We start from the raw sequence: 22,319 nt of genomic DNA, 5'->3' as shown, positions 1-22,319 counted from the left end.
CGGGCGCGGCCGGCGCGGAGACGTGGCGGCGCGGGAGCGCGCGTCGCTGAGCTTGTCTTTCCGCACCCGGGCGCTACCCCATGATCGGGGTGAGGGCGCGCGAGGCGGGGAGGTCGAGATGAGCTCACAGCGAAACAAGATCCTTGGTTCGATCGCAGGGAGCGGCGCGGTCGCCGTCCGCGGGGCGGCGGAGGCGCTGTTCTTGGCGGCGGGCAAGAGGCTCCTCGACGAGGGCGCGCGGGAGGGCCTGCGCCGCGTGATGGTCGAGAACACGACGGCGGTCGTCGACGCGCTCGCGCCCGGGCTCTCGCTGGGCGCGCAGACGACGGCGAAGATCATCGCGGATCAGGGCGGAACGCAGGCCGCCGCGATCGTCGCGCAGGCGGCGGGGCGGCACGCGGGCCAGGCGGCGCTCACCGACGGCGTCTCGGGCGCGGTCGCGAAGGGGCTGGCCCGCGAGGCGATGAGGGCTGCGGGCCGGGAGGTCCTGAAGGGCGCGGGCAAGGCGGCCGGCATCGGCTTCGTGATCGACGGCGCCTTCGGCGCCTACGAGGGCGTCACGGCCTACCAGCGAGGCGAGATGACGAGGAAGGAAGCGCTCGCGCACGCGGCGCAGGAAGCCTCGACGGGCGCCGTCGCGACCGGCGCCGGCGTGCTGCTCGCGGCGGGCCTCGTCGCGGTGACCGGCGGCGCCGCGGCGCCTCTCGTCTTCGCGGTGGGCGCAGGCGGCGCGATCGGCGCGAAGCAGGCCCTGCGGCGGCTCGTCGGCCGGGTGTCCTCGAAGGTCCTGGCCCGTAGCGTCGCTGACGAAGGCCTGGTGGGATGACGCCGCGAAGGTGGCGCGTGTCACGGCCAGCGCGATGACCGACTCGACCTCTCCTTGCGCGCGGCCCTGCGTTCCTCTCGTGCATCGGCCCCGCGCCGCCCATGTGGCAATTGCCTTCCGTGCCTTTCGCGTGACGGTGTTCCGACGTAGATCATCTCCATGCGACGACGCATCCCGAGGCGTTCATTCCTGCGCGTCGGTGGAGCAGCAGCCGCGACGCTGACCCTACCGTTCTCGCTGATCTTCTCGCGGAGGACGCAGGCGGCCGGCCGGTTCGGGCCGCTCGTGCCCGATCCCGCGGGCATCCTCGACCTCCCTGAGGGCTTCACGTACCGGGTCCTCGAGCGCACCGGAGGCGAGATGGACGACGGGTACCGAGTTCCCGGCCGGCCGGACGGCATGGGGTGTTTTCCTGGGGCCGACGGCGCCGTCGTCCTGCTCAGGAATCATGAGAACTCGCCCACGGACAAGGGAATTGGCCCGTATCGATCCGGCCAGGGCGCGCCGGCGGAGGCGTACGACGCGGCCAGCATGGGCTGCGTCACGAGGCTCGTGCTGGACGCTGCGACGTTCGAGCGCCGCTCGAGCAACCTCGTGCTCGCGGGCACGAACAGGAACTGCGCGGGCGGCTCGAGCCCTTGGGGCTGGCTCAGCTGCGAGGAGAATGTCGACGCTCGCCACGGCTACGTCTTCGTCTGCGCGGCCACCGCGTCCAGGGTGGAGGCCCCGCGCCGCCTGGCCTGCTATGGCCGCTTCCATCACGAGGCGGCGGTCGTCGATCCCACGACGAGGATCGCTTACCTGACCGAGGATCGCCCGGACGGCTGCTTCTACCGCTTCAAGCCGGCGGACCCCGCGGCTCCGTTCGAGGGCAAGCTCCAGGCGCTCCGCGTCGTCGGGGCGCCCAACGCCGAGACCTCGGGCTGGGAGCTCGAGGCGCCGCGCGAGATCGCGTGGGTGGACATCGACGAGCCCGATCCGCGCGACGACACGGTCAGGAGGGAGGGCCGGGCCAAGGGGGCCGCCATCTTCAGGCGCGGGGAGGGCGTCTGCCTGTCGCAAGGCGTCGTGTACATCTGCGCGACGAGCGGCGGCCCGGCCGGGGCCGGGCAGATCTTCCAGCTGGTCCCCGACGGAGACGGCGGCACGCTCGAGGTCATCGCGCAATCGACGGCCAGGAACGAGCTGGACGCTCCCGACAACATCACCATCGCCCCCTGGGGAGAGCTCTTCATGGCGGAGGATGGCTATCGAGAGAACCACCTTCGAGGCGTGACGCTGGACGGGCAGATCTTCGATTTCGCGCGCAACGCGCGGAGCATGAGCGAGCTCTCCGGCGTGTGCTTCTCGCCCGACGGCAAGGCGCTCTTCGTGAACCTGCAGGAGGACGGCCTCACGCTGGCGGTCATGGGCCCGTTCCCCGAGGTGGGCGCCCTTCGCGAGTGAGGCGCGCTCGTTCATTCCGACTCGGGGATCCGCGCTGCGCGATCTCCGCGCGCGGCCATGGCCGCGCGCGTCGTATCAGGGGCTGGCGCGGTCGCGCACAGGGCCCGCGGCCGGAGCGCGTCGATGCGCTGCTCGATCTGCGCGCGCTCTCGGGCGTTGGCCGCGCAATCGCGGGCTCGCTCGAGGGCCGCCAGCGCTTGATCCACCCTCCCCGTCTCCTCGAGCAGGACGCCCTGGACGAGGTGTGCATAGGGGTAACGCGCCAGCGCCGGGTGATCGATGGCCGTCGCGATCAGCTTCAGCCCTTCCGCCGCGCCCAGCGCCCGGGCGACCGCGAAGGCACGGTTCACGCGCACGATCGGGCCCGGGCGGTGCTGCTCGAGCGACTCGTAGAGGATCGCTATCTGGAGCCAATCGGTGTCCTCGGCGCGCGGGGCCGAGCAGTGGACCGCCGCGATCGCGGCCTCGATCTGGTAGGGGCCGGGGCGCCCCCGCTCGAGCGCCTCCCGCAGCAACGCGCAGGCCTCGTCGATCGCGGCGCTGTCCCACTTCGATCGGTCCTGCTGCTCGAGGCTCCGGGGCTGCCCTTCCTCGTCGGTGCGGGCCGGCATGCGCGCCGCGTGCAGGAGCAGCAGAGACAGCAGGCCCTGCACCTCGGGTACCCGTGGCAGCGTTGCGTCGAGCGCCCGGGCCAGGTGCATCGATAGCCGGGTGAGGCCACGGCGTATCGGCGCCTCGTCGCCACGGGACCAGTATCCCGCGTTGAAGACGAGGTGGATCACCGCGAGCACGGCGTGAAGCCGCTCCGGCGCCTCGTCGAGCCGCGGAACTTCGTAGCGCTTGCGCCGCTCCCGGAGCCTCTCGCGCGCCCGGGTCAGCCGGCGCTCCATGGCCTGCGCGCTCACCAGAAACGCATGCGCGATCTCGTCCGTGGAGAGCGCCGCGACCGTCGACAGCGCCAGCGCCGCCCGCTCCTCGAGGCCGAGCACGGGATCGCAGCAGGTGACGACGAGGCGCAGGACATCATCCGGCCACCGCGCGGCGTCCGGCGCCGAGAGCAGCGCCTCGGACCAGGGACATCGCGCCGCGAGCGCCGCGAGCGCGGTCGCGTGCCGCTGCTCTCCGCACCGCCGCCGCAAGCCGTCTCTGTGGATGTTCGTGGCGACGCGCACGAGCCACGCCTCCGGCGCGTCGGGCACGCCCCGCTCTGGCCACGTCGCGAGGGCCCTGGCGACGGCCTCCTGCACCGCGTCCTCCGCCGCGTGCAGATCCCGCGTGTGGCGCAGCAGCCGCGCGAGCACGGGCGCATACGCGCGGCGGAGCAGCGGGGCGAGCCCCTCCATGACTACGGCGTGCGCTGCCAGGTGACAGGCCTGATCTCCACGGATCCATCCGCCGGGCAGATCTGCTGCGCCCGGGCCGCGGCGATGGTCTCATCGGCGCACTCGATCAGGTAAAAGCCGACGAGCCACTCCTTGGTCTCCATGTAGGGCCCGTCGGTGATCGTCGCGGTCGCCCCCTGCACGCGCACCGTGCGCGCCTTGTCTCGCCCGTCGAGCCTCGCCACGGCGAGCAGCTCGGCGCGCGCGGTCGCCTCTTGCTGGAGGGCGCGGTGACGGTCCAGCACCGCGCGCTCGTCCGCCGCGGGGAGCGGATCGCCCTCGGGGCGCGCGCTGTGGATCAGCAAGGCATAGATCATCCGGTATCTCCTCGCGCGAACGCGTACGACGCCTGCAGATACGACTCCCACCGCGCGGCGTGCTCGAGCGGCACCGCGAGCCACTCACGAAAGATCCTCCCGTTCGGCGCGAACACCGCCCCCTCACCGGCGGCGATCGCCGCAGCGACACGCGCCGCCGGGAGCTTGACGACGAGGTGCCTCCCGTCGCGGTCGATCGACGCGAAGAACCGGCCTTCCACGCGCAGGCACGGGAAGCCCATCATCGTGCTGCGCGCGACGCTCGGCTCGAGGACCCACCGCTCGGAGAGCCGCGAGAAGAGCTCGGCTCCGCCCGTCCTTGTCGTCACGCTCCTCCGCGCTCCGAGCGATGCGCCGCCTGCTCGAGCGCCTGCGCCATCGCAGCCGGCATCGCCGTCGCGCGCCACGCTTCCCGCTCGTCGAGCCGGGCGAGCCACGCGCGGAGGTTCGGGAACGGCGCCAGGTCGACGCGGCCGAGGGCGGCCAGGGGCAGCTGGCACCCGAGCGAGAAATCGGCGAGCGTCACCGCGTCACCGGCCACGAATGCGCGCGCCTTCAGGTGCGCCTCCAGCAGCGCCGCGTACGGCTGGAGCTGCTCGAGAGCGCGCTCGGCGACCACCTCGTCGGGCTGCCCCCCCATGAGCGGCTTGAACAACCGCTCGAAGAGCACCGCTCCGAGGGCGCGCCCGAAGTGCGAGAGCTCCCAGCACTGCCAGCGAACCACATCGATGCGCCGCCTGGGGTCGCGGGGAAACAGCGACGTCGCGCCATCAGCATCCGCAAGATACTGCATGATCGCGTTGGACTCCCAGAGACGCAGATCTCCGTCCACGAGGCTCGGAACCAGGCCGTTCGGGTTGATCGCGAGGTAATCCTGGCTCTTGTGCGCGCCTGTGGCGAAGTCGACGAGGATCGTCTCGACGGGCACCGACAGCTCGTGGACGACGGCCTGGACCTTGCGACAGTTGGGCGATCCCGGGACGACGTAAAGTTTCATGAATCGGCTCCTTTCGGAGGCTGGCGAGCCCCCGCCCGCCGCTTCCTGGAGCGAGACGTCGAGCGCTCCGCATTCCGGACAGGAAAAATGCCGCGGTCGCGCTTTCCTCGTCCGGCGGTGTGGCCGCCCTCGACCTGGGGGCATCACCGTCGCTCCTGACGCCCCTCCGAGCCCTCCGATCTTGTGCGCCGCTCAGAACGGCGGCGGCGCCGTCTCGAAGGCCGGCAGCGGGCCCGGCTCCGGCGCGTGCTCCGACTCGACCGGCGCTGGCGCGGCGCCTGGCTCCACCGGCCGCGGCCCCTCGCCTGGCGCCGGCCGGGTGCCCTGCTGCTCGGCTTTCGCCACGCCGTCCGCCGGCTCCGCGCCCGCGTCCGCCTCGGGGACCTGCGCCTCCTCGGTCGGCTCCGTCCCGGCGACGAACACCTCCTCGATGGCGTCTTCCTGCCCCTCGCGCGCGAGCAGGCCCGTCAGCGGATCGATCTTCACGCGCACGACGCCGCTCGGCACCGGGAAATCGGCGGCCGGGCGCTTCGCGTGCGCCTGCTTCATGAAATCCACGAACGCCGGCAGCGCCGCCATCGCGCCCGTCTCGCCGCTGCCGAGCGGCGCCGCGTCGTCGTAGCCGGTCCACACGGCGCACGCGATGTCGGTCGAGTAGCCCACGAACCAGGTGTCCTTCGACTGGTTCGTCGTCCCCGTCTTGCCGGCGATCGGGCGCCCCAGAGAGCGCGCCTGCCTGGCGGTCCCGCTCTGCACGACCGACGTCAGCACGCTCGTGAGCACGTAGGCCTCCGCCTCCTCCATCACGCGGTGCCCCGGAGGGCGTGGCGGCAGCGGGATCTCCACCCCGCCGGGGCCGACGATCTTCGTGATCAGGACAGGCTGCTCGTGGACGCCGCCCGCGGCGATGCTCGCGTACGCGGCGGCCATCTCGCGCGGCGTGACCTCGTAGGCGCCGAGGGCGAGCGACAGATCTGCGCCGAGCTTCGACTGGACGCCGAGCGCGCCGGCGAAGGCGACCACGTTCGAGGCGCCGACGCGCGACAGCGCCGACACCGCGGCCACGTTCACGCTGTGCGCCGCCGCCTCCCGGAGCCGCGCCGGCGACTTCCCCTCGCTCTCGTCGTAGTTCTGCGGCTTGTACCCGGCGAAGGCCAGCGGATCGGTGTCGAGGATCGTCGCCGGCGTCAGCGTGCGCGCGTGGATGCCGTAGCCGTAGACGAACGCCTTGAACGTCGACCCTGGCTGCCGCCGCGCGAACGTCGCCCGGTCGAGCCCGCCGCGCATCGCCTCGTAGCTGCCGACGAGGGCGACGATCTCGCGCGTCCGCACGTCGATCGCGACGAGCGCCCCCTCGGGTCCGAGCTCGAGCCGCAGCGGCACCGGGGCCGCGGGCTTCCCCGGCTTGCCCGCGGGCGCGGCGCGCCCTGCCTCTCCGGCGGCGTCCTCGTCCTCTTCCTGGCCTGCGGCGGCCGCTTCGACGACCGGCTCCGGCGCGGGGCCGATCAGGCTGACGCGCACCACCTTGTCGACGTCGGCGAACTTGCTCGGCGGGAGCCCGCTCGGGTTGTACCGCTGCGCGCCGCGGAGCGTGACCGTGCCTTCCAGCGTGCCCACGCGCACCGAGAGCGTCCCTCGGGCGTCGTCGGCGCCCGTCACGACCCCCCGGAAGACCTTGTGGCCGGAGGGCGTCCCGTCGAAGGCCGGCGGCTCCTTCTTGCTCCGCGCGAGCGGGCCGAGCAGCTTGTGCCGCTTCGCGTAGGCGTCGAGGTTCTTGCGGACGGACGCGCGCGCCGCCGCCTGCATCGCCGGATCGATCGTTGTCGTGATGGTGTAGCCGCCTTGCTGCGCGGCGGGCCCGACGAGCTCACGCAACAGGCGCTGCGCCTCGGCGACCACCTCGGGCGCGAGCTCGGCGAGCGACTCGGTCTCGATGGCGAGCACGACCGGCTCCTGCTTCGCTTGCGCCACCTGGATCTCGTCCGCGAAGGCCTTGCGCTGCATCTGATCGAGCACGAAGTCCCGCCGCGCCACGGCGCGCTCGAGGTTCACTCGCGGCGAGTACACCGACGGCCCCTTCACGATGGCGACGAGCAGCGCGGCCTCGGCGAGCGTCACGTCGCGCACGCTCTTCCCGAAGTAGTAGCGGCTCGCCTCCTCGACCCCGTAGCGGCCGTGGCCGAAGTAGATCTTGTTGAGGTAGAGCTCCAGGATCTCGTCCTTGGTGAGCTCCTGCTCGATCTTGCGGGCGAGGATGATCTCGCGCGCCTTGCGGTTGAAGGTCCGATCCGGCGTGAGCAGGACGTTCTTCACGACCTGCTGCGTGATGGTGCTCGCGCCCTGTCGGGCCCGGGTCGAGCGGAGGTTCACCGCGAGGGCGCGGAGCATGCCGAGGTAGTTCAGCCCTGCGTGCTCGTAGAAGCCCGCGTCCTCGGCGGCGAGCGCGGCCAGCTTCACCTGGCTCGGGATCTCGCCGATGCGCACAACGGTGCGCCGCTCGGTGAAGACCTCGCCGAGGCGCGTCCCGTCGCGCGCGAGGATGCGCGTCACCTGCGGGGGCCGGTAGTCCTTGAGCTCGTGGGTCGAGGGGAGATCTGCCTCGTAGTGCCGGATGACGAGCGCGATCGTGGCGGCGGCGAGGACGAGCAGCGCCGCGAGCGCGATCCCGATGCGCTTCGCCCACGTCGCGATCGAGGGGCCTCTCTCCTGCGGGGGCGCCCCGTCCGGTCGGCTGGGCAAGCGCTGCGCGCCCTCGAGGTGCGGCGCGCTCGCCGGCCGCGTTGCTCCGCTGATCCGCTCCGGCGGCTCGCTCCCTCGCCCCGGCGGCCCCGACCGCCGCGCCGGCGGCTCCGACGCCTGACGCAGCGGGTCCGACGCCTGACGCAACGGATCCGATGCCTGACGCAACGGATCCGACGCTCGGCGCAACGGGTCCGATGCCTGACGCAGCGGATCCGACGCCTGCCGCAGCGGCTCCGACGCCCGATCCGGCGCATCGGTCTTCCTGACCGGATCGTTCTCGTTTCCCCCTGGGTTCCGTGATTGCTCCGAGGCCATGACGCCGTCCCCGTGAACGCTGGCGCAGGCGATGCGCATCCAGAGCGCCCGGCGCGCCGGCGCGCCGACGCTAGCACGCCCGCGGAGGCCCGCCTCGATCCGGGGCGCGCTCGCGGAGGATCAGCCCTGGAACAGCCGCATGGCCACGATGGTGATCAGGATGCCCGCGATCAGGCAGCCCGCCGCGATGCCGACGAGGAGCAGCGGCTTCGCCTCCGCCTTGACCGGCGCCTTGGTGTGCTGCTTGGCGAGGGGCGCCGGCGCGGGCGCTGGCTTCGCGGACGGCGCCGGCGGCTGCTGGACCATCTTCACCGTCTTCGCCGGCGACTTGAACGCGGACGACGCGGGCGCCTTGTTCGCCTGGAGCGCGGCGGCGTGCTGTTTCGACGCTTGCTCGAGCGCCGCGTTCGCCTTCTTCGGCATCATCGCCGTGTAGCCCTTGCCCGCGCCGCCCGCGAACGGCTTGAGCGCGTCCGCGAACTCCGCGGCCGACTCGAACCGATCCTCGGGCCGCTTCTCGAGCGCCTTGCCGAGCACCGCGCCGAGCCCCGGCGGAAACTGCTTCCCGGGGACGCGCTCGTCGAGCGGGATCGGGTTCCTCGTCACGTGGTGCTGGATGTACTCCATGGGCGTCCGCGCCTCGAACGGCAGCTTGCCCGTGAGCACCTCGTACAGGATCGTCGCGAGCGAGTAGATGTCGCTCCGCGCGTCGAGCACCTTGCCCTGCGCTTGCTCGGGCGACATGAACTCCGGCGTCCCGAAGACCATGCCCTCCTGCGTGAGCATCACCGACCCCGGCCTGAGCTCGCGCTCCGTCACCTTCGCGAGGCCGAAGTCGAGCACCTTCGGGTAGTCCTTCAGCCCGCCGTTGGTCGACAGGAAGATGTTCTCGGGCTTGAGATCGCGGTGCACGATCCCCTGGATGTGCGCCTCCTGCAGCGCGCCGCAGACCTGGATGAGGACAGGGATCGCGCGCTCGACGGGCAGCGGCCCTTCCTTGCGGACCACCTGGTTCAGGTTCTTGCCCTCCAGGTACTCCATCACGATGTACAGCGAGCCGTCCTCGAGCTCGCCGTAGAGCAGCACCTTGACCGTGTTCGGGTGCGTGAGGTGGCTCATCGCCCGCGCCTCACGGCGGAAGCGGGAGACGAGATCCTTCCGGTTCGCGAGCTTGGGGTGGAGGATCTTCACCGCCACCATCCGGTTCATCGCCGGCTGCGCGGCCTTGTAGACCGACCCCATGCCGCCGGAGCCGATCTTCTGAAGGATCTGGAACTGCCCTCCGAGCAGATCTCGACCGATATTCGGGTCCGGACCGGCAGCCATGCGTGGAGCCGGAAAATACCACGCAACCCACCCGTATCGTCTATGACCGAAGCAGCCGACGCATCGGATCCCGCCGTGGAGCCAAAATGACCGTAAAAATCGACGACCCCGGGGCCGCCGAGGCGCTCGAGAGCCCGCTCCTCGCCGCCGCCGGCTTCGCGCACGCCTTCTTCACGCGGCGCGGCGGCGTCAGCGCCCCCCCGTGGGACACCCTGAGCTTCGCCATCGCCCTCGGCGACGACCCCGCCGCCGTCCGGGAGAACCTGGAGCGCGCCGCGCGGCGCCTCGGCATCCCGGCCGCGCGGCTCTATTTCCTCAGCCAGGTCCACGGCGTCGAGGCCCGGGTCCTCACCGGTGAGGAGGATCGCGACGCCGTCGTCCGCGAGGTCGGGGACGTCACCCTCTCGCGTGTACCCGGCGTCGGCTGCGGTGTCCGCAGCGCCGACTGCGCCCCGATCCTCCTCGCCGATCGCCGGACCGGCGCCGTCGCCGCGGTCCACAGCGGCTGGCGTGGGACCGTCCGCCGGGTCGTTGTCGAGGCGGCCCGCGCGCTCCGCTCGCTCGCCGGCCCGGACGCGGATCTCGTCGCGGCCATCGGCCCGCACATCGAGGCCTGCTGCTTCGAGGTCGGCGACGACGTCGCCGCCGATCTCGCCGCGTGCTCCAGCGCCGGCGCCGCCGCCGTCGTCCGCGGGGCGCCCGGCGCGCGCCCGCACGTCGACGTCCGGCGCATCCTCAAGGCCCAGCTCACCGAGGTCGGCCTGGACGCAACCTCGGTCGAGGACGTCCCTGGCTGCACCGCGTGTGACCCCGCCCGCTTCTTCTCGTACCGGCGCGACGGACAGCGCAGCGGCCGCCTGCTCTCCGTCATCGTCGCCGGCCGTACCGTCATCGGCTAGAACGCTCCCATGGTCTCGCTCGCGCGCGACTCCTCGCCGATCGTGCTCGCCATGGTGGGCCTGCCCGCCCGCGGGAAGACGTCCATCGCCCGCAAGATCGCGCGGTACCTGTCGTGGCTCGGCCACCCCACGCGGCTCTTCAACGTGGGCAACTACCGCCGCGCGCACCTCGGCACCGCGCAGCCGCACCAGTTCTTCGACCCCAACAACACCGCGGGACGCCAGGCGCTCCTCGGCATGGCGATGACCGCCCTCGACGACCTCATCGGCTGGCTCAGCTCCGGCGGCGAGGTGGCGATCTACGACGCCACGAACAGCACGCGCGCTCGCCGGAACCTCGTCACCGAGCGCTGCCAGGCGCACGGCTTCCCGGTCGTCTTCATCGAGTCGATCTGCAACGACGAGTCGATCATCGAGACCAACGTCCGCGAGACGAAGCTCCGCTCGCCGGACTACCAGGGCGTCGACCCGGAGGCGGCGCTGCGCGACTTCCGCGCGCGCATCGCGCACTACGCCCGCGCGTACGAGCCGCTCGGCGAGCCGGAGCGGAGCTACATCAAGATCATCGACGTCGGCCGCCAGGTCGTGCTGAACCGCATCCACGGCTACCTGCCGGCGCGCCTCGTCCCGCTCTTGATGAACATGCACCTCACGCCGCACCCGATCTGGCTGACCCGCCACGGGGAGAGCGTGTTCAACGAGAAGGGGCTGCTCGGCGGCGACTCGGATCTCAGCGCGCGCGGCGACGAGTACGCGAAGAACCTCTCCGCGTTCATCCGCGAGCGCGCCGGCGACGAGCACGTCAACGTCTGGACGAGCACGCTGCGCCGCACCATCCAGACCGCGCGCCCGATGACGCAGAACCACGTCGCCTGGCGCGCCCTCGACGAGATCGACGCGGGCGTCTGCGAGGGCATGACGTACGAGGAGATCCGCCAGCAGATGCCCGAGGTCTTCAACGCGCGCGCGGCCGACAAGTTCCGCTACCGCTACCCGCGCGGCGAGTCGTACGAGGACGTCATCCAGCGCCTCGACCCGCTGATCATCCAGCTCGAGCGCCAGCGCTCGCCCGTGCTCGTGATCGGCCACCAGGCGGTGCTGCGCGCGCTCTACGCCTACCTCGTCGATCGCCCCGCGCCCTCGTGTCCGACGCTGCCGATCCCGCTGCACACCGTCATCGAGCTGACCCCGACCGCGTATGCCTGCGAGGAGCGCCGCTTCCAGCTCGCGCCCGCCGTCCAGGGCGGCGACTCGAGCACCGCGCACCCCTGAGCCAGGCAGCGCGGCCGCGCTCGGGACGCCGGCCGCGCTGCGGCGGGGCCGCGCCGGCTCAGCGATCCCGGCTGATCAGCTTGCGGAGGAGCTCCAGCGGGTGGAACGGCAGCATCGCGGCCATGTCGCTGTCGGTCCCGGCCCGCTCGAGCACCGCCCGCACCGCCGGCGCCACGATCCCCATCGGGTCGATCCGCTCCACGAGCGCGCGGAGCGCGCTGAGCGCCGCGCGCCCCGCGTCGATCCCGAGCGGGATGGCGAGGGCCGCCGGCACCGGCGCGAGGATCACGTCGCGCACCGCCACCGCCCTGGCCCAGGCGCCCGGGCTCGGATCGACCTCGAGCTGCCGGATGGTCTCCGCCTCCGCGAAGCAGCCGAGCGACAGCTCCCCTGCCCGCTCCTCGATGGCGCGCGAGAGGTGCCGGTAATCGCGGCGCCAGTCGCCCGCGAGCAGCCCCATGTCCTCCCGCACCTCGTCCGGCCCGAGGATCAGGTTGATCCCGCGGGCGTCGCGGCGGAGCGCGACGCTCGTCCAGAGCTCCCCGCCTTCGAACAGGCCGATCACCACCGTCTTGCCGACCCCGGCGAGCGACTCCAGCGTGCCGCGCACGACGCCCGCCGAGGGCATCGGCACGCCGCGCAGCCTCGCCGGCCAGAGATCGATCCTCCCCGCGAGGAGCTCCTCGCGCGCGAGCTGCAGCAGCAGGAGCGACTGGCCGATGAGATCGTCGCCGCGCCGCGCCCGCGCCCCGAACCGCTCCACGATGGCCTCGAGGACGCCGGCCTCGATCACGGCGGCCCAGCTCGCGTGGTGGCCCGCGGCGAGCTCCTCCGCGGAGAGCGGGAGGGCGCGCTGCGCGTCGTCGATCCGGAGCCGGCCCGCGTCCGTGTGCACGAGCTTCCTCAGCTTGCCGCCCGCGTGGACCGCGACGACGCCTCCGCGCGGACGGCCGACCTCGCGCTCCTCGATGCCCGTGCGCCTGGGCCGGAACAACGACAGCACGCGGACCCAGTCGGTCGCGGTGAACCCCTCGAAGCGGACGTCGGGCGAGAGCACGGGGCGAGCCTACCGCCGGCGCGCTCGGTGCGCGAGCCGGCTACGCCCCCCACCAGAGCATCTCGTGCACCTGGCTCTCGCCGCGCACGGGCACGATCACCCGGATCTTCTGGCCCTCGATCTGGACCACGTGGGCGGGGAAGCTGTCCGCCGGGTAGTAAAGCGACTTCACGAAGCCGCTCGCGTCGAGCCAGAGCAGGTGCACCCCGTCCGCTGTCGCCCCGTGCATGAGGAGCATCCGCCCGCCGCCGAGCAGCGCGAACTCCATGCTCTTGAAGCCCAGCTCCTCGAAGCGCTCCGGGGACGGGAAATCGTCGCCCACGGACCGGAGCTCCGGCAGGTGCGCGCGGAGGTGCTTGTAGAGCGTGTCGTAACGGACCTTCGCGAGCTTCGGGATCCGCCGGTCGCCCGCGGCGAGGATCGGCAGCCGCTCCGCGTCGAACGTCGGCACCTCCACGTGGGTGCGGTAGCGATCCACGAGCCTGCCGCGGCCGATCTCCTCGTCGCTGAGCGCCTTGAGCCACCACTGGAAGATCGCGAGATCGCCCGTCCCTGCGCTCGACTCGAGCCGGACCAGCGACTCCCACAGCGGCCTCCGGACCTGCCATGTTCCGCCGTGATTCTTGACGACGCACGCCCCGACGTAGAGCGCCCCGTGCGTCACGAGGGTGACGAGCATGGGGGGCTCGCCGCCCGCGCTGGCCGCCGGCGCGCCGCTCGATCCACGCGTATCGGAAGGGCCGCGCGCATCGGAAGGGCCGCCTGCCGGCGCGAGCCAGGCGTCGCGTCGCTCGCGCGTCAGCGCCGCGCCCAGCCGGTGGACCGACGCATCGGAGAAGTCGAGCCCGAGATCGGGCGCGCCGAGCGCCGCGGGCGCGAGGCGGGCGAACACCTCGGCCGCGTGGTCGATCTGGGCCAGGATCGACGGGTTTCCAGCCGGGTTCGCGTCCGTGGAGCGCACGCCTGCCAGGTCGGCGAGCGCGTCGGGCGGGTAGTGCGGCGCGAAGAAGCGCTCGAAGATCTGGGCGGCCGTGATCGGTTCGGCGGGCATGGCTCGGGGCCGTGAGGATCGGCGTGGCGGAGGGGCGGGCGACCGCGGCCGGCCGCCGCGGCTCAGAACATCTTCTTGCGCTTCGACGAGCTCAGGATGCCGAGCATCTCGCGGTACTTGGCCACGGTGCGGCGGGCGATCTTGATGCCGTCCGTCTCCTCGAGGATCTTGACGATCGCCTGGTCGCTGTAGGGATTCGACTTGTCCTCGGCCACGATGATCTTCTTGATCGCCTGCTTGACGCTCTCCGAGGCGATGTCTTCGTCGGCGACCCGGTGGATGGATGAGTTGAAGAAGTACTTCAGCTCGAAGAGCCCCTGGGGCGTGTGCACGTACTTGTTCGACGTCACGCGGGAGATGGTCGACTCGTGCATGCCCACCGACTCGGCGACGTCCCTGAGGATCATCGGCTTCAGGTAGCCCACGCCGCGCTCCAGGAACTCGCGCTGCTTCTCGACGATGCACTCGGTCACCTTGATGATCGTGCGCCGCCGCTGCTCGATGGCCCGGATCAGCCACTGCGCGCTCCGGAGCTTCTCGCTGATGAACTCCTTCGCCTTCGGGTCCCTGAGCATCCGCTGGGCGAGGTTCTCGTTGATGTAGAGCCGCTGGAGCCCCTTGTCGTTGTCGGTGACGACGAACTGGGTGCCGTCCTTGATGACGTACACGTCCGGGGTGATGGCGATGGTCTTCTCGTCGACCTCGGCGAAGTTGCGCGCCGGCACGCTCTCCAGCTTCTGGATCTCCTGGACCGCGTCGTAGACGTCCTCCAGCGGGATCTTCAGCGCCTTCGCGATCGCGGGGAAGTTGCGCCGCTCCACGTTGTGGAGGTGGTCCTTGATGATGGCCATCTCGATGTCGTCGAAGCCGAGCACCTCCGCCTGCACCCGCAGGCACTCCGACAGGTCGCGGGCCGCGACCCCGACCGGATCGAAGCGCTGGATCATCGACAGCACCTCCTCGGCGTCCTCGGGGTGGAGCTCCGCCTCCCGCGCCAGGTCCACGAGGCTGATGTCGGGCCCCTTCGTGCCGTCCGGACGTTCGCCCCCCTTGAGGTCGAGGTACCCCTTCTCGTCGAGGTTGCCGATGACGAGCAGCGCGAACTGCCGCTCGTTCTCGACGAAATCGCTCATCTGGAGCTGCCAGAGCAGGTGGTCGCGCAGGTTCGACGGCTTGGTCAGGTTCTGGTCGATCGGCGGCAGCTCCTCGAAGCCGCCCCGGTGCGCGGGCATGGCCTGCTGGAGCTGCCTGTTCTCCAGGAACTGCTCCCAGTCCACTTCCTTGACCCGCTTCTCCGTCTCGCGCGCCGCGATGTCGGTGTCTCGGTCGAACCGCTCGCCGTTCTCGAGCCGCTGCTCCGTCGGCAGGTCAGCGTTCCTCCCCCGCTGATCCCCCTTGTCGCCGTCCCGCGCCTTCGGGTCGGTCATGTCGTCCGCGAGGACAGGGTTGCCGTCCAGCTCCTTCCTGATCTCGTCGACCAGCTCGAGCCGTGAGAGCTGGAGCAGCCGGATGGCCTGCACCAGCTGCGGGGTCATCACAAGCTGCTGCGACAGCTTGAACTGGAGCTTCATCTCCATGCCCATGAGGAGCTCCTTCTCTCAGTTCGCCGCCAGCGCCACCCGCCGAACGGGGGCCGGGGCATTGCGCGAGGTTCGTGCCATCGAGTGTCTCATTGGTGGCCTCACCCCCAACGTAGCATCGAACGGGGCAGCGGCCCGGGTCTTGCTTTCACGTCTGCACCAAAAAAATAGCGCAGGGCTTGCATCCTACACCGCTGAACATGGTTTCAGTCTTCGCCGCGGAAGATTTTTCGCCCCGCGCGGAGCGCTGCCCGTAGCCAGTTCGGATTGGCCCCCATCTGCCGATCGTTGCACTATCGGCCGCCGATCGGGAGGCTTGAAATCCCGAAAGGTTGGGCGAAGGCGCGATGGGAAAGCCGAAGGTGCGCGGACCTACGCGCGGGCACGGACACGGGATGGAGGCGGAGGGCGTGCGCGGCGGGGCTTCGCAGGATGCCGAGAAGGAGCGGATCCTGTCTCGCTCGCCCCTCGCCTCGCTGCCCTCACCGAGCCGGCGTCTGCTGTTCGAGCTCGGCAGGGTCGAGCGGCTCACGCGCAGGCAGTGCGTTTGCCAGCAGGGTGCGCCGCCGAGGCACCTGTTCCTGATCGGGGCGGGTCGCGTGAAGGTCGAGCGTGTCGCCGACGGTCGGGTGGTTCCGCTCGGGCACCGCGGGCCTGGCGACCTCGTCGGCGAGGGCGCGCTCGCGGGCGCGACGGTCTCCTCCGAGAGCGCGACGGTGCTCGACGAGGGGCACGCGCTCGTGGTGCCGCTCGCCGGTCTCGAGCGGCAGCTCGCCTCCGACGCAGCGCTCCGCGGCGCGCTCGCGGCGGCGCTCGTGGCGCGCCAGCTCGAGACCGAGGCGCGCCTCGGCTCCCTGCTCCTCTGCACGGTCGAAGCGCGCCTGATCGAGTTCCTCCGCGCCGCTGCGCGGCGATGGGGGCAGCCCCACGCCGCCGGCCAGCTGGTGTCGGCCCCGTTCACGCACGCGGACATCGCGCTGCTGATCGGGTCCACCCGCGAGACGGTCACCCTGCTGCTCGGCAAGCTGAAGCGCGCCGGCCTGATCGCGTTCGACCGGCGGCGGATCGTCATCCGGGATGGCGAGCACCTCGAGGCGCTCGCCGCGACGGCCTGAGCGTCCGCCCGGAGGGGCCGCTGCGCGGCCTGCGCTGGAGCCTGTACACCGCGGCGCCGTTCGGCTCGATGAAGGTGCGCCGCTCGGCGGGGTGGCCTCCCACGCCTTCCACGCCCGCCGCAGCGCCACGCGCGCTCGGACGGCTCCCTTCCAGGTCGGCGTGTTCGCCCTGGACCAGACGGAGGCGAGGAAAGATCCCGGACTGCGTGGAGGGCCGGGGGCTGACGTCGACGAAGATCGTGCTGAGCAGCCGACCGAAGGCGTACGGCTTGAGCAGGACCTCGCTGACGTCGTCCGTGCCGTCGCACGAGACCGGCTCGTCGGCGCAGAAGATGACCCGCCGGGGCATCGTGCCCTCGCGCCGCAGGCGGCCCAGGATCTCCCGGGCGCCTTTCGTTCCGGGGGCGAGATCGATCAGCGCGACGTCGTAGACGCGCTCGCGGGAGAGGGAGATCGCTTCCTCCAGGGTCGCGGCCGGGCTGACGAGCGCGCCGCGGTTGCAGAGGAGGAGCGCCGTGGCCCTCCGGAGGACATGGTCCTGATCGAGGAGGAGAACGTTCGGTTGGTACGTCATCGGGTATCCCTGCGGCTTGCAGTCGAATTGCGCCGCATCGACGAGGACGGCGACGAGCGCGCCCCTCCGTCGTTCAGCGGCAGCATCCGCGTCCGCGGACGGTCCCCCCTTCGCAACGCACGTGCCGAAGGCGAGGCGCCGCCGCCGCCTGGGCCTCGTTTCCCCTGTTCTCGGCGGCAACGCGCTCGTGCGAGCGTCGCTGCCGGTGAGGCTGCCTCGCCGACCCCGGGGCCGCCGCTGTGCCCATTTCGCGCTCCCTCCGCGGCGCCTCTCCGCCCCGACGAAGAGCGCCCCCCCACCCTGTCGGCTTACCCACCGCGTCGCTGGCCGTCGGTGGGCGGTTCGTGCGCACGGGCCAGCCCAGGTTTGCGGCCCCGCCAAGGCGGTGCGGTCCGCCGATCCGCCGGTTGCTCCAGGTCCGACGTACCGCGGGCCACATGTCCGGGCCGCTCGCGCTGCCCCGCCCTGACGCGTTCGGCGCAACGCAGCAAACTGATTTTCCCGCTTGATGAGGCTGGCGTAGGGTGCCACAAGCGTCCGCGCGCACGAGTGGCGGAATTGGTATACGCACCGGTTTTAGGTTCCGGCGCCGGGAGGCTTGGGGGTTCGAGTCCCCCCTCGTGCACCACGGCTTGACGCCTGGAGACTGGGAGGACTCGACCACCTCGCGGCGTGACGCGCCGCCCCGGGGCGCCTCCCCCGGTGGCCCGGGACGGTCGTGGTCCGCTGGGCGCGCGGCGCGGGAACGAGCGTTCGCCCGCGCGCGGCTCCGACGACGAACGCGCGACGGGCCCCGGGCTGCAGAGCCTCGGGCGGATCGCGTCGGCGGCGTCGTCGACCGCGCGCGCGGTCCTGGAATTGCGCGACGCCCGCGGCGCGACTACGTTCGCGTTCCTCGGCCGGACCCTCTCCTCCCACCTGACCGCCGCGGAGCCAAGGCACGTAAAGATGTTCACTTGGGCGATGAAGAAGATTTTCGGCACCTCGCACGAGCGTGCCATCCGCCGCATGCGACCCCGGGTCGAGGCGATCGGCAGGATGGAGCCGGAGCTGCAGAAGCTCTCGGACGCCCAGCTCCGAGCAAAGACGGCGGAGTTCAAGGAGAAGCTCGCCAACGGGGCGACGCTGGACGACATCCTGGTCCCGGCGTTCGCGGTCTGCCGCGAGGCGTCGAAGCGCGCGCTCAAGATGCGCCATTACGACGTGCAGCTCATCGGCGGCATGGTGCTCCACAACGGCTGCATCGCCGAGATGCGCACCGGCGAGGGCAAGACCCTGGTCGCGACGCTCCCCTGCTATCTGAACGCCCTCGAGGGCAAGGGCGTCCACGTCGTCACGGTGAACGATTACCTGGCGCGGCGCGACGCCGAGTGGATGGGCAAGCTGTACGGCTTCCTCGGCCTGTCGACGGGCGTGGTCGTCAACCAGCAGGGCGACGCCGAGAAGCGCGACGCGTACCGCTGCGACATCACGTACGGCCAGAACAACGAGTTCGGCTTCGACTACCTGCGCGACAACATGAAGTTCTCGGCGCTCGAGTACGCGCAGCGCCCGCTGCACTACGCGATCGTCGACGAGGTCGATTCCATCCTCATCGACGAGGCGCGGACTCCGCTCATCATCAGCGGGCAGGGGGAGCGCTCGAGCGACAAGTACCGCACGATCAACGAGGTGATCCCCCAGCTCCGGAACGAGGAGCATTACGCCGTCGACGAGAAGGGGCACTCGGTGACGCTGACCGACGAGGGCGTGGAGACGGCGGAGCGGCTGCTCGCCTCGCTCCAGGTGCTCAAGGGCACGAACCTCTATGATCCGGTGAACCTCGAGACGCTGCACATCCTGAACCAGTGCTTGCGCGCGCACACGCTCTACAAGCGCGACGTCAACTACATGGTGCGCGACGGCAAGGTGCTCATCATCGATGAGTTCACCGGCCGCGTCCTCGCGGGGCGCCGGTGGTCGGACGGCCTGCATCAGGCCGTCGAGGCGAAGGAGAACGTCCGGATCCAGGAGGAGAGCCGGACGATGGCGACGATCACCTTCCAGAACCTCTTCCGGCTCTACAAGAAGCTCTCCGGGATGACCGGCACCGCGGACACGGAAGCGGCGGAGTTCCACAGCACGTACAAGCTCGACTGCGTCATCATCCCCACGAACAAGCCGGTGGTCCGCGTCGATTACGAGGATCTCGTCTACAAGACCGAGAAGGAGAAGTTCACCGCGGTCATCAACGAGATCCTCGAGAAGCACGAGCTCGGCCAGCCGATCCTGGTGGGCACGACGAGCGTCGAGAAGAGCACCGCGATCAGCCGGATCCTGGCGAAGCGGGGCGTGAAGCACAACGTGCTGAACGCGAAGCACCACGAGAACGAGGCCTACGTGGTCGCGCAGGCGGGCCGCAAAGGGGCCATCACGGTCTCGACGAACATGGCGGGTCGCGGGACGGACATCATCCTGGGCGGCAACGCGGAGATGCTCGCCAAGCTCAAGTTCAAGGAGCAGAACCGCCAGCCCGAGGCGGAGCCCGAGGCGTACGAGGCCCTGGTCGACGAGCTCAAGAAGGAGTGCTCCGCCGAGGGCGACGAGGTGCGCGAGATCGGCGGGCTGTACATCCTGGGCACCGAGCGGCACGAGTCGCGCCGCATCGACAACCAGCTGCGCGGCCGCGCCGGCCGCCAGGGCGACCCCGGGACGTCGAAGTTCTACCTGTCCCTCGAGGACGACCTCATGCGCATCTTCGCCGGGGATCGGGTGAAGAACCTGATGGAGCGGATGGGCATGCCCGACGACGAGCCCATCGAGCACCCGTGGGTGACGAAGAGCGTCGAGAACGCCCAGAAGAAGGTCGAGGAGCGCAACTTCGACATCCGCAAGAACCTGCTCGAGTACGACGACGTGATGAGCGCGCAGCGCAAGACGATCTACGACATGCGCCAGTCGCTGCTCGTCGGCCGTTACTCCCCCGAGATCCTCGACGAGGAGGGGAAGCCGACGGGCGAGAAGCGGACGATCAAGCCGCTCGCGTCCATCGCGGAGCTCGTCCGTCCGGACGTCGGCTACCTGCTCGGCATGTTCGCGAACGACCCGGTGATGCCGCTCGACGCGGACGGCAACCGGCGCGAGATCGTGCGAAAGGACTTCGAGAAGACGGAGCGGTTCGTCGAGCTCGAGAACATGCAGCGCGAGATCTACACGCGCTGGGGCGTGAAGATCGAGCTCGAGACGCGTGCCGACAAGGCCCTCGAGATCTACGACGAGTGCTCCGAGCTCATGCCCCTCGCGCTCACCGAGCAGCGCGAGCGGCTGCTCGATCTGATGGACCGGATCATCGGCGCGATGGTCGAGGAGTCGTGCCCGGCCCGCAAGCCGCCGGAGGACTGGGACTGGGGCGGCATCTTCCAGGGCTTCCGCGAGCACTTCGGCGTCGAGCTGCCGGACGACATCGCGCACATCGGCGACCAGGAGACGCTGGCGCGGGAGCTCTACGAGCGCGCCGAGAAGGCGTACGAGAAGCGCGAGGAGGAGATCGGCGTCGAGCTGTCGCTGCGCATCTTCCGCCACCTCTACCTGGAGGAGCTCGACAAGGCCTGGGTCGACCACCTGACCGACATGGACCACCTCCGCGACGGCATCGGCCTGCGCGGCTACGGGCAAAAGGACCCGAAGCAGGAGTACAAGAAGGAGGGCTACAACATGTTCGTCAACATGGTGGCCCGCGTCTCCTCGAACGTGGTCACGAAGCTCTTCAGCGTGAACGTCAGGCGCGCCGAGCAGGAAGAGGCGCAGATCGAGGCTGCGGATCGCGAGCGGCACGCCGCGGCGCTGCTCGACGCGGTCGCGCAGCACGACGAGTCCCTCCCGCTCGGCGCGAACCCGGCCCCCGCGCTCCCGCAGCCTGCCGTCATGCAGGAGCAGGAGTGCCCCTGCGGCAGCGGCAAGCCCTTCAACAAGTGCCATGGCGGCGAGGACGAGGCGACGGCCTGAGCCGGCGCCCCCTGCCCGCCCCGCCTGACAGCCAGAACGAGGCAGCGAGGGCCCCTGTCAGGCCCTTGCTCCTCGGCATCTGACCCCAGCATGAACACCGCCGAAGGGCCGATCCATCGGTTCCCGGAGGCAGCATCATGAAGGTGTTCATCGATTCAGGGGATATCGCGGAAATCAAGGAAGCGCAGTCGATGGGGGTCATCGACGGCGTCACGACCAACCCGTCGCTCCTCGCCAAGGCCGGCAAGCCGACGAAGCGGGCGATCGCCGAGATCTGCGAGGTGGTCGACGGCCCCGTCTCGGCCGAGGTGGTGGCGGTGGAGAAGGACGCGATCCTCCGCGAGGGTCGCGAGCTCGCGAAGATTCACCGGAACGTGGTGGTCAAGGTGCCGCTCATCGACGAGGGGCTCAAGGCCGCGCGGATCTTCGCTTCCGAGGGCATCAAGACGAACGTGACCCTCTGCTTCTCGGCCGCCCAGGCGCTGCTCGCGGCCAAGGCGGGGGCCACGTACGTGTCGCCGTTCGTCGGGCGCGTCGACGACGCCGCGGGGGACGGGATGGATCTCGTCCTGCAGGTCGTGACCATCTTCAGGAACTACGGGTTCTCGACGCAGGTGCTCACCGCGAGCGTACGGCACCCCGTCCACTTCGTGCAGGCCGCCATGATCGGCTCGCACGCCGCGACGATGCCGCTCAAGGTCATCAAGCAGCTGACCAGGCACCCGCTCACCGACGTCGGGCTCGCGCAGTTCTTGGCAGATGCGAAGAAGATCCCCGAGCTGGTATAGCGATCCCGTGGCCGAGAAGCGCAAAGAGAGCCCGGGGACGAAGCGCCGCGGGAGCCGCCCGGCGGCCCCCGCGGTCGTGTCCGTCACGACGCAGGGAGGGCCCTTCAAGGGGGTGTCGACGGCGGTCGTGCGCCGGCGGGCGGGCAAGATGCTCTCCCACCTCGCGTTGCAGGGCGTGGAGCTCTCCGTCGCCCTGGTGAACGATGAGGCCATCCACGAGCTCAACCGCAGCTACCGGCGCAAGGACAAGCCGACCGACGTCCTCGCCTTCCCGATGCTGGACCAGAACGGGGCCGACGCGCGCAGGCGCGGCCGGCGAGGTCCCGTGGATCCGTCGGTGTGGCGCGGTCTCCTCGGCGACGTGATCGTCTCGATCGACACGGCCGCGCGGCAGGCCGCCGAGCGCGATCGCCCGCTGCTCGACGAGATCACGATGCTGCTCGGGCACGGCCTGCTCCACCTGCTCGGCTACGACCACAAGACCGACGCAGAAGAACGGGAAATGACGGATTTGACCCGGGAGCTCGAGGTCGCGGCGGCGTCACGAAGCAACAGCATCACTGTAATCGATCCGCGTCGCAGCACCGCGAGGCAAAAGAAGACGGGGGCGCGATGAGTTATCGCTTGCGATGCGAAACCTCGCTTGTT

Annotated in this window: 18 protein-coding genes, 1 tRNA gene and 1 pseudogene; 10 read left to right on the top strand and 10 right to left on the bottom strand. The window is 70.8% G+C overall.

Annotated features, from left to right (window positions below):
- Positions 1-118: 118 nt before the first annotated feature.
- Both WMF44_RS00245 and WMF44_RS00240 read left to right on the top strand, forming a co-directional pair.
- Positions 119-826, top strand: a complete 708-nt coding sequence (locus WMF44_RS00245; protein WP_437297105.1) for a hypothetical protein — start codon at positions 119-121, stop codon at positions 824-826.
- Positions 827-985: 159 nt separating this feature from the next.
- Positions 986-2,272, top strand: a complete 1,287-nt coding sequence (locus WMF44_RS00240; RefSeq protein WP_437297104.1) for an alkaline phosphatase PhoX — start codon at positions 986-988, stop codon at positions 2,270-2,272.
- Positions 2,273-2,283: 11 nt separating this feature from the next.
- On the opposite strand, the gene WMF44_RS00235 is transcribed toward WMF44_RS00240, so the two are convergent.
- The 5 genes from WMF44_RS00235 to WMF44_RS00215 all read right to left on the bottom strand — a co-directional run bounded on the left by WMF44_RS00235 (position 2,284) and on the right by WMF44_RS00215 (position 7,707).
- A complete protein-coding gene (locus WMF44_RS00235; protein ID WP_437297103.1) occupies positions 2,284-3,615 on the bottom strand; it encodes an RNA polymerase sigma factor in 1,332 nt (443 codons plus the stop codon).
- Positions 3,616-3,617: 2 nt separating this feature from the next.
- Positions 3,618-3,971, bottom strand: a complete 354-nt coding sequence (locus WMF44_RS00230) for a YciI family protein (protein WP_437297102.1) — start codon at positions 3,969-3,971, stop codon at positions 3,618-3,620.
- Complete coding sequence (locus WMF44_RS00225) at positions 3,968-4,300, bottom strand: hypothetical protein (RefSeq protein WP_437297101.1); 333 nt, start codon at positions 4,298-4,300, stop codon at positions 3,968-3,970. The genes WMF44_RS00230 and WMF44_RS00225 overlap by 4 nt, the downstream gene beginning before the upstream one ends.
- Positions 4,297-4,968 (bottom strand): glutathione S-transferase family protein, encoded by a 672-nt coding sequence (locus WMF44_RS00220; protein ID WP_437297100.1) that lies wholly within the window; start codon positions 4,966-4,968, stop codon positions 4,297-4,299. The genes WMF44_RS00225 and WMF44_RS00220 overlap by 4 nt, the downstream gene beginning before the upstream one ends.
- 192 nt (positions 4,969-5,160) lie before the next feature.
- Entirely contained in the window at positions 5,161-7,707 is a 2,547-nt protein-coding gene (locus tag WMF44_RS00215) for a penicillin-binding protein 1A (protein WP_437297099.1), read from the bottom strand.
- Between the two features lie 143 nt (positions 7,708-7,850).
- Between WMF44_RS00215 and WMF44_RS00210 the strand changes: the two are divergent.
- Positions 7,851-7,976, top strand: a pseudogene (locus tag WMF44_RS00210) (hypothetical protein); the annotation flags it as partial.
- 169 nt (positions 7,977-8,145) lie between these two features.
- Here WMF44_RS00210 and WMF44_RS00205 read toward each other — a convergent pair.
- A complete protein-coding gene (locus WMF44_RS00205; protein ID WP_437297098.1) occupies positions 8,146-9,351 on the bottom strand; it encodes a serine/threonine-protein kinase in 1,206 nt (401 codons plus the stop codon).
- Between the two features lie 86 nt (positions 9,352-9,437).
- Between WMF44_RS00205 and pgeF the strand changes: the two genes are divergently transcribed.
- Together pgeF and WMF44_RS00195 are read left to right on the top strand one after the other, a co-directional pair.
- Complete coding sequence (pgeF, locus tag WMF44_RS00200) at positions 9,438-10,250, top strand: peptidoglycan editing factor PgeF (RefSeq protein ID WP_437297097.1); 813 nt, start codon at positions 9,438-9,440, stop codon at positions 10,248-10,250.
- Between the two features lie 9 nt (positions 10,251-10,259).
- The gene (locus WMF44_RS00195; protein ID WP_437297096.1) at positions 10,260-11,522 is read left to right on the top strand and encodes a bifunctional nucleoside/nucleotide kinase/histidine phosphatase family protein; all 1,263 of its coding nucleotides are present in this window, start codon (positions 10,260-10,262) and stop codon (positions 11,520-11,522) included.
- A 58-nt stretch (positions 11,523-11,580) separates the two neighbouring features.
- Here WMF44_RS00195 and WMF44_RS00190 read toward each other — a convergent pair whose 3' ends face one another.
- The 3 genes from WMF44_RS00190 to rpoN form a co-directional block, all read right to left on the bottom strand.
- Positions 11,581-12,579 carry a hypothetical protein gene (locus tag WMF44_RS00190; RefSeq protein ID WP_437297095.1) on the bottom strand — a complete coding sequence of 333 codons (999 nt, stop codon included), beginning with the start codon at positions 12,577-12,579 and terminating at the stop codon, positions 11,581-11,583.
- Between the two features lie 40 nt (positions 12,580-12,619).
- On the bottom strand, positions 12,620-13,630 hold the full coding sequence (locus WMF44_RS00185) for a hypothetical protein (protein ID WP_437297094.1): 1,011 nt from the start codon (positions 13,628-13,630) through the stop codon (positions 12,620-12,622).
- A gap of 62 nt (positions 13,631-13,692) precedes the next feature.
- Entirely contained in the window at positions 13,693-15,213 is a 1,521-nt protein-coding gene (gene rpoN / locus WMF44_RS00180; RefSeq protein WP_437297093.1) for an RNA polymerase factor sigma-54, read from the bottom strand.
- Positions 15,214-15,557: 344 nt separating this feature from the next.
- On the opposite strand from rpoN, the gene WMF44_RS00175 reads away from it, so the two are divergent.
- Positions 15,558-16,325 (top strand): Crp/Fnr family transcriptional regulator, encoded by a 768-nt coding sequence (locus WMF44_RS00175; RefSeq protein WP_437297092.1) that lies wholly within the window; start codon positions 15,558-15,560, stop codon positions 16,323-16,325.
- Here the strand turns inward: WMF44_RS00175 and WMF44_RS00170 are convergent.
- Positions 16,279-16,899, bottom strand: a complete 621-nt coding sequence (locus WMF44_RS00170; RefSeq protein ID WP_437297091.1) for a response regulator — start codon at positions 16,897-16,899, stop codon at positions 16,279-16,281. The two genes, WMF44_RS00175 and WMF44_RS00170, sit on opposite strands and share 47 nt — an antisense overlap.
- Positions 16,900-17,442: 543 nt before the next feature.
- Between WMF44_RS00170 and WMF44_RS00165 the strand changes: the two genes are divergently transcribed.
- The 4 genes from WMF44_RS00165 (at position 17,443) to ybeY (ending at position 22,287) form a co-directional block, all read left to right on the top strand.
- Positions 17,443-17,527 (top strand) — tRNA-Leu (locus WMF44_RS00165).
- 320 nt (positions 17,528-17,847) lie between these two features.
- On the top strand, positions 17,848-20,883 hold the full coding sequence (gene secA, locus WMF44_RS00160) for a preprotein translocase subunit SecA (RefSeq protein WP_437297090.1): 3,036 nt from the start codon (positions 17,848-17,850) through the stop codon (positions 20,881-20,883).
- Positions 20,884-21,020: 137 nt separating this feature from the next.
- Positions 21,021-21,671 (top strand): fructose-6-phosphate aldolase, encoded by a 651-nt coding sequence (fsa, locus tag WMF44_RS00155; protein WP_437297089.1) that lies wholly within the window; start codon positions 21,021-21,023, stop codon positions 21,669-21,671.
- Between the two features lie 7 nt (positions 21,672-21,678).
- Entirely contained in the window at positions 21,679-22,287 is a 609-nt protein-coding gene (gene ybeY, locus WMF44_RS00150) for an rRNA maturation RNase YbeY (protein WP_437297088.1), read from the top strand.
- The last annotated feature ends 32 nt before the right edge of the window (positions 22,288-22,319 follow it).

This window comes from Sorangium sp. So ce426 (genome assembly GCF_051475585.1).
Classification (GTDB): Bacteria; Myxococcota_A; Polyangia; order Polyangiales; family Polyangiaceae; genus Sorangium; species Sorangium cellulosum_B.
This window is presented reverse-complemented; position numbering and strand designations above follow the sequence as displayed.

What these genes read in the sequence shown, in the direction of transcription:
- WMF44_RS00205 (WP_437297098.1), bottom strand. Translation starts at nt 9,351, where the DNA reads ATGGCTGCCGGTCCGGACCCGAATATCGGTCGAGATCTGCTCGGAGGG.
- WMF44_RS00195 (WP_437297096.1), top strand. Translation starts at nt 10,260, where the DNA reads ATGGTCTCGCTCGCGCGCGACTCCTCGCCGATCGTGCTCGCCATGGTG.
- fsa (WP_437297089.1), top strand. Translation starts at nt 21,021, where the DNA reads ATGAAGGTGTTCATCGATTCAGGGGATATCGCGGAAATCAAGGAAGCG.
- WMF44_RS00245 (WP_437297105.1), top strand. Translation starts at nt 119, where the DNA reads ATGAGCTCACAGCGAAACAAGATCCTTGGTTCGATCGCAGGGAGCGGC.
- WMF44_RS00240 (WP_437297104.1), top strand. Translation starts at nt 986, where the DNA reads ATGCGACGACGCATCCCGAGGCGTTCATTCCTGCGCGTCGGTGGAGCA.
- WMF44_RS00170 (WP_437297091.1), bottom strand. Translation starts at nt 16,899, where the DNA reads ATGACGTACCAACCGAACGTTCTCCTCCTCGATCAGGACCATGTCCTC.
- rpoN (WP_437297093.1), bottom strand. Translation starts at nt 15,213, where the DNA reads ATGGGCATGGAGATGAAGCTCCAGTTCAAGCTGTCGCAGCAGCTTGTG.
- WMF44_RS00175 (WP_437297092.1), top strand. Translation starts at nt 15,558, where the DNA reads ATGGGAAAGCCGAAGGTGCGCGGACCTACGCGCGGGCACGGACACGGG.
- WMF44_RS00230 (WP_437297102.1), bottom strand. Translation starts at nt 3,971, where the DNA reads ATGATCTATGCCTTGCTGATCCACAGCGCGCGCCCCGAGGGCGATCCG.
- WMF44_RS00235 (WP_437297103.1), bottom strand. Translation starts at nt 3,615, where the DNA reads ATGGAGGGGCTCGCCCCGCTGCTCCGCCGCGCGTATGCGCCCGTGCTC.
- secA (WP_437297090.1), top strand. Translation starts at nt 17,848, where the DNA reads ATGTTCACTTGGGCGATGAAGAAGATTTTCGGCACCTCGCACGAGCGT.
- WMF44_RS00185 (WP_437297094.1), bottom strand. Translation starts at nt 13,630, where the DNA reads ATGCCCGCCGAACCGATCACGGCCGCCCAGATCTTCGAGCGCTTCTTC.
- pgeF (WP_437297097.1), top strand. Translation starts at nt 9,438, where the DNA reads ATGACCGTAAAAATCGACGACCCCGGGGCCGCCGAGGCGCTCGAGAGC.
- WMF44_RS00220 (WP_437297100.1), bottom strand. Translation starts at nt 4,968, where the DNA reads ATGAAACTTTACGTCGTCCCGGGATCGCCCAACTGTCGCAAGGTCCAG.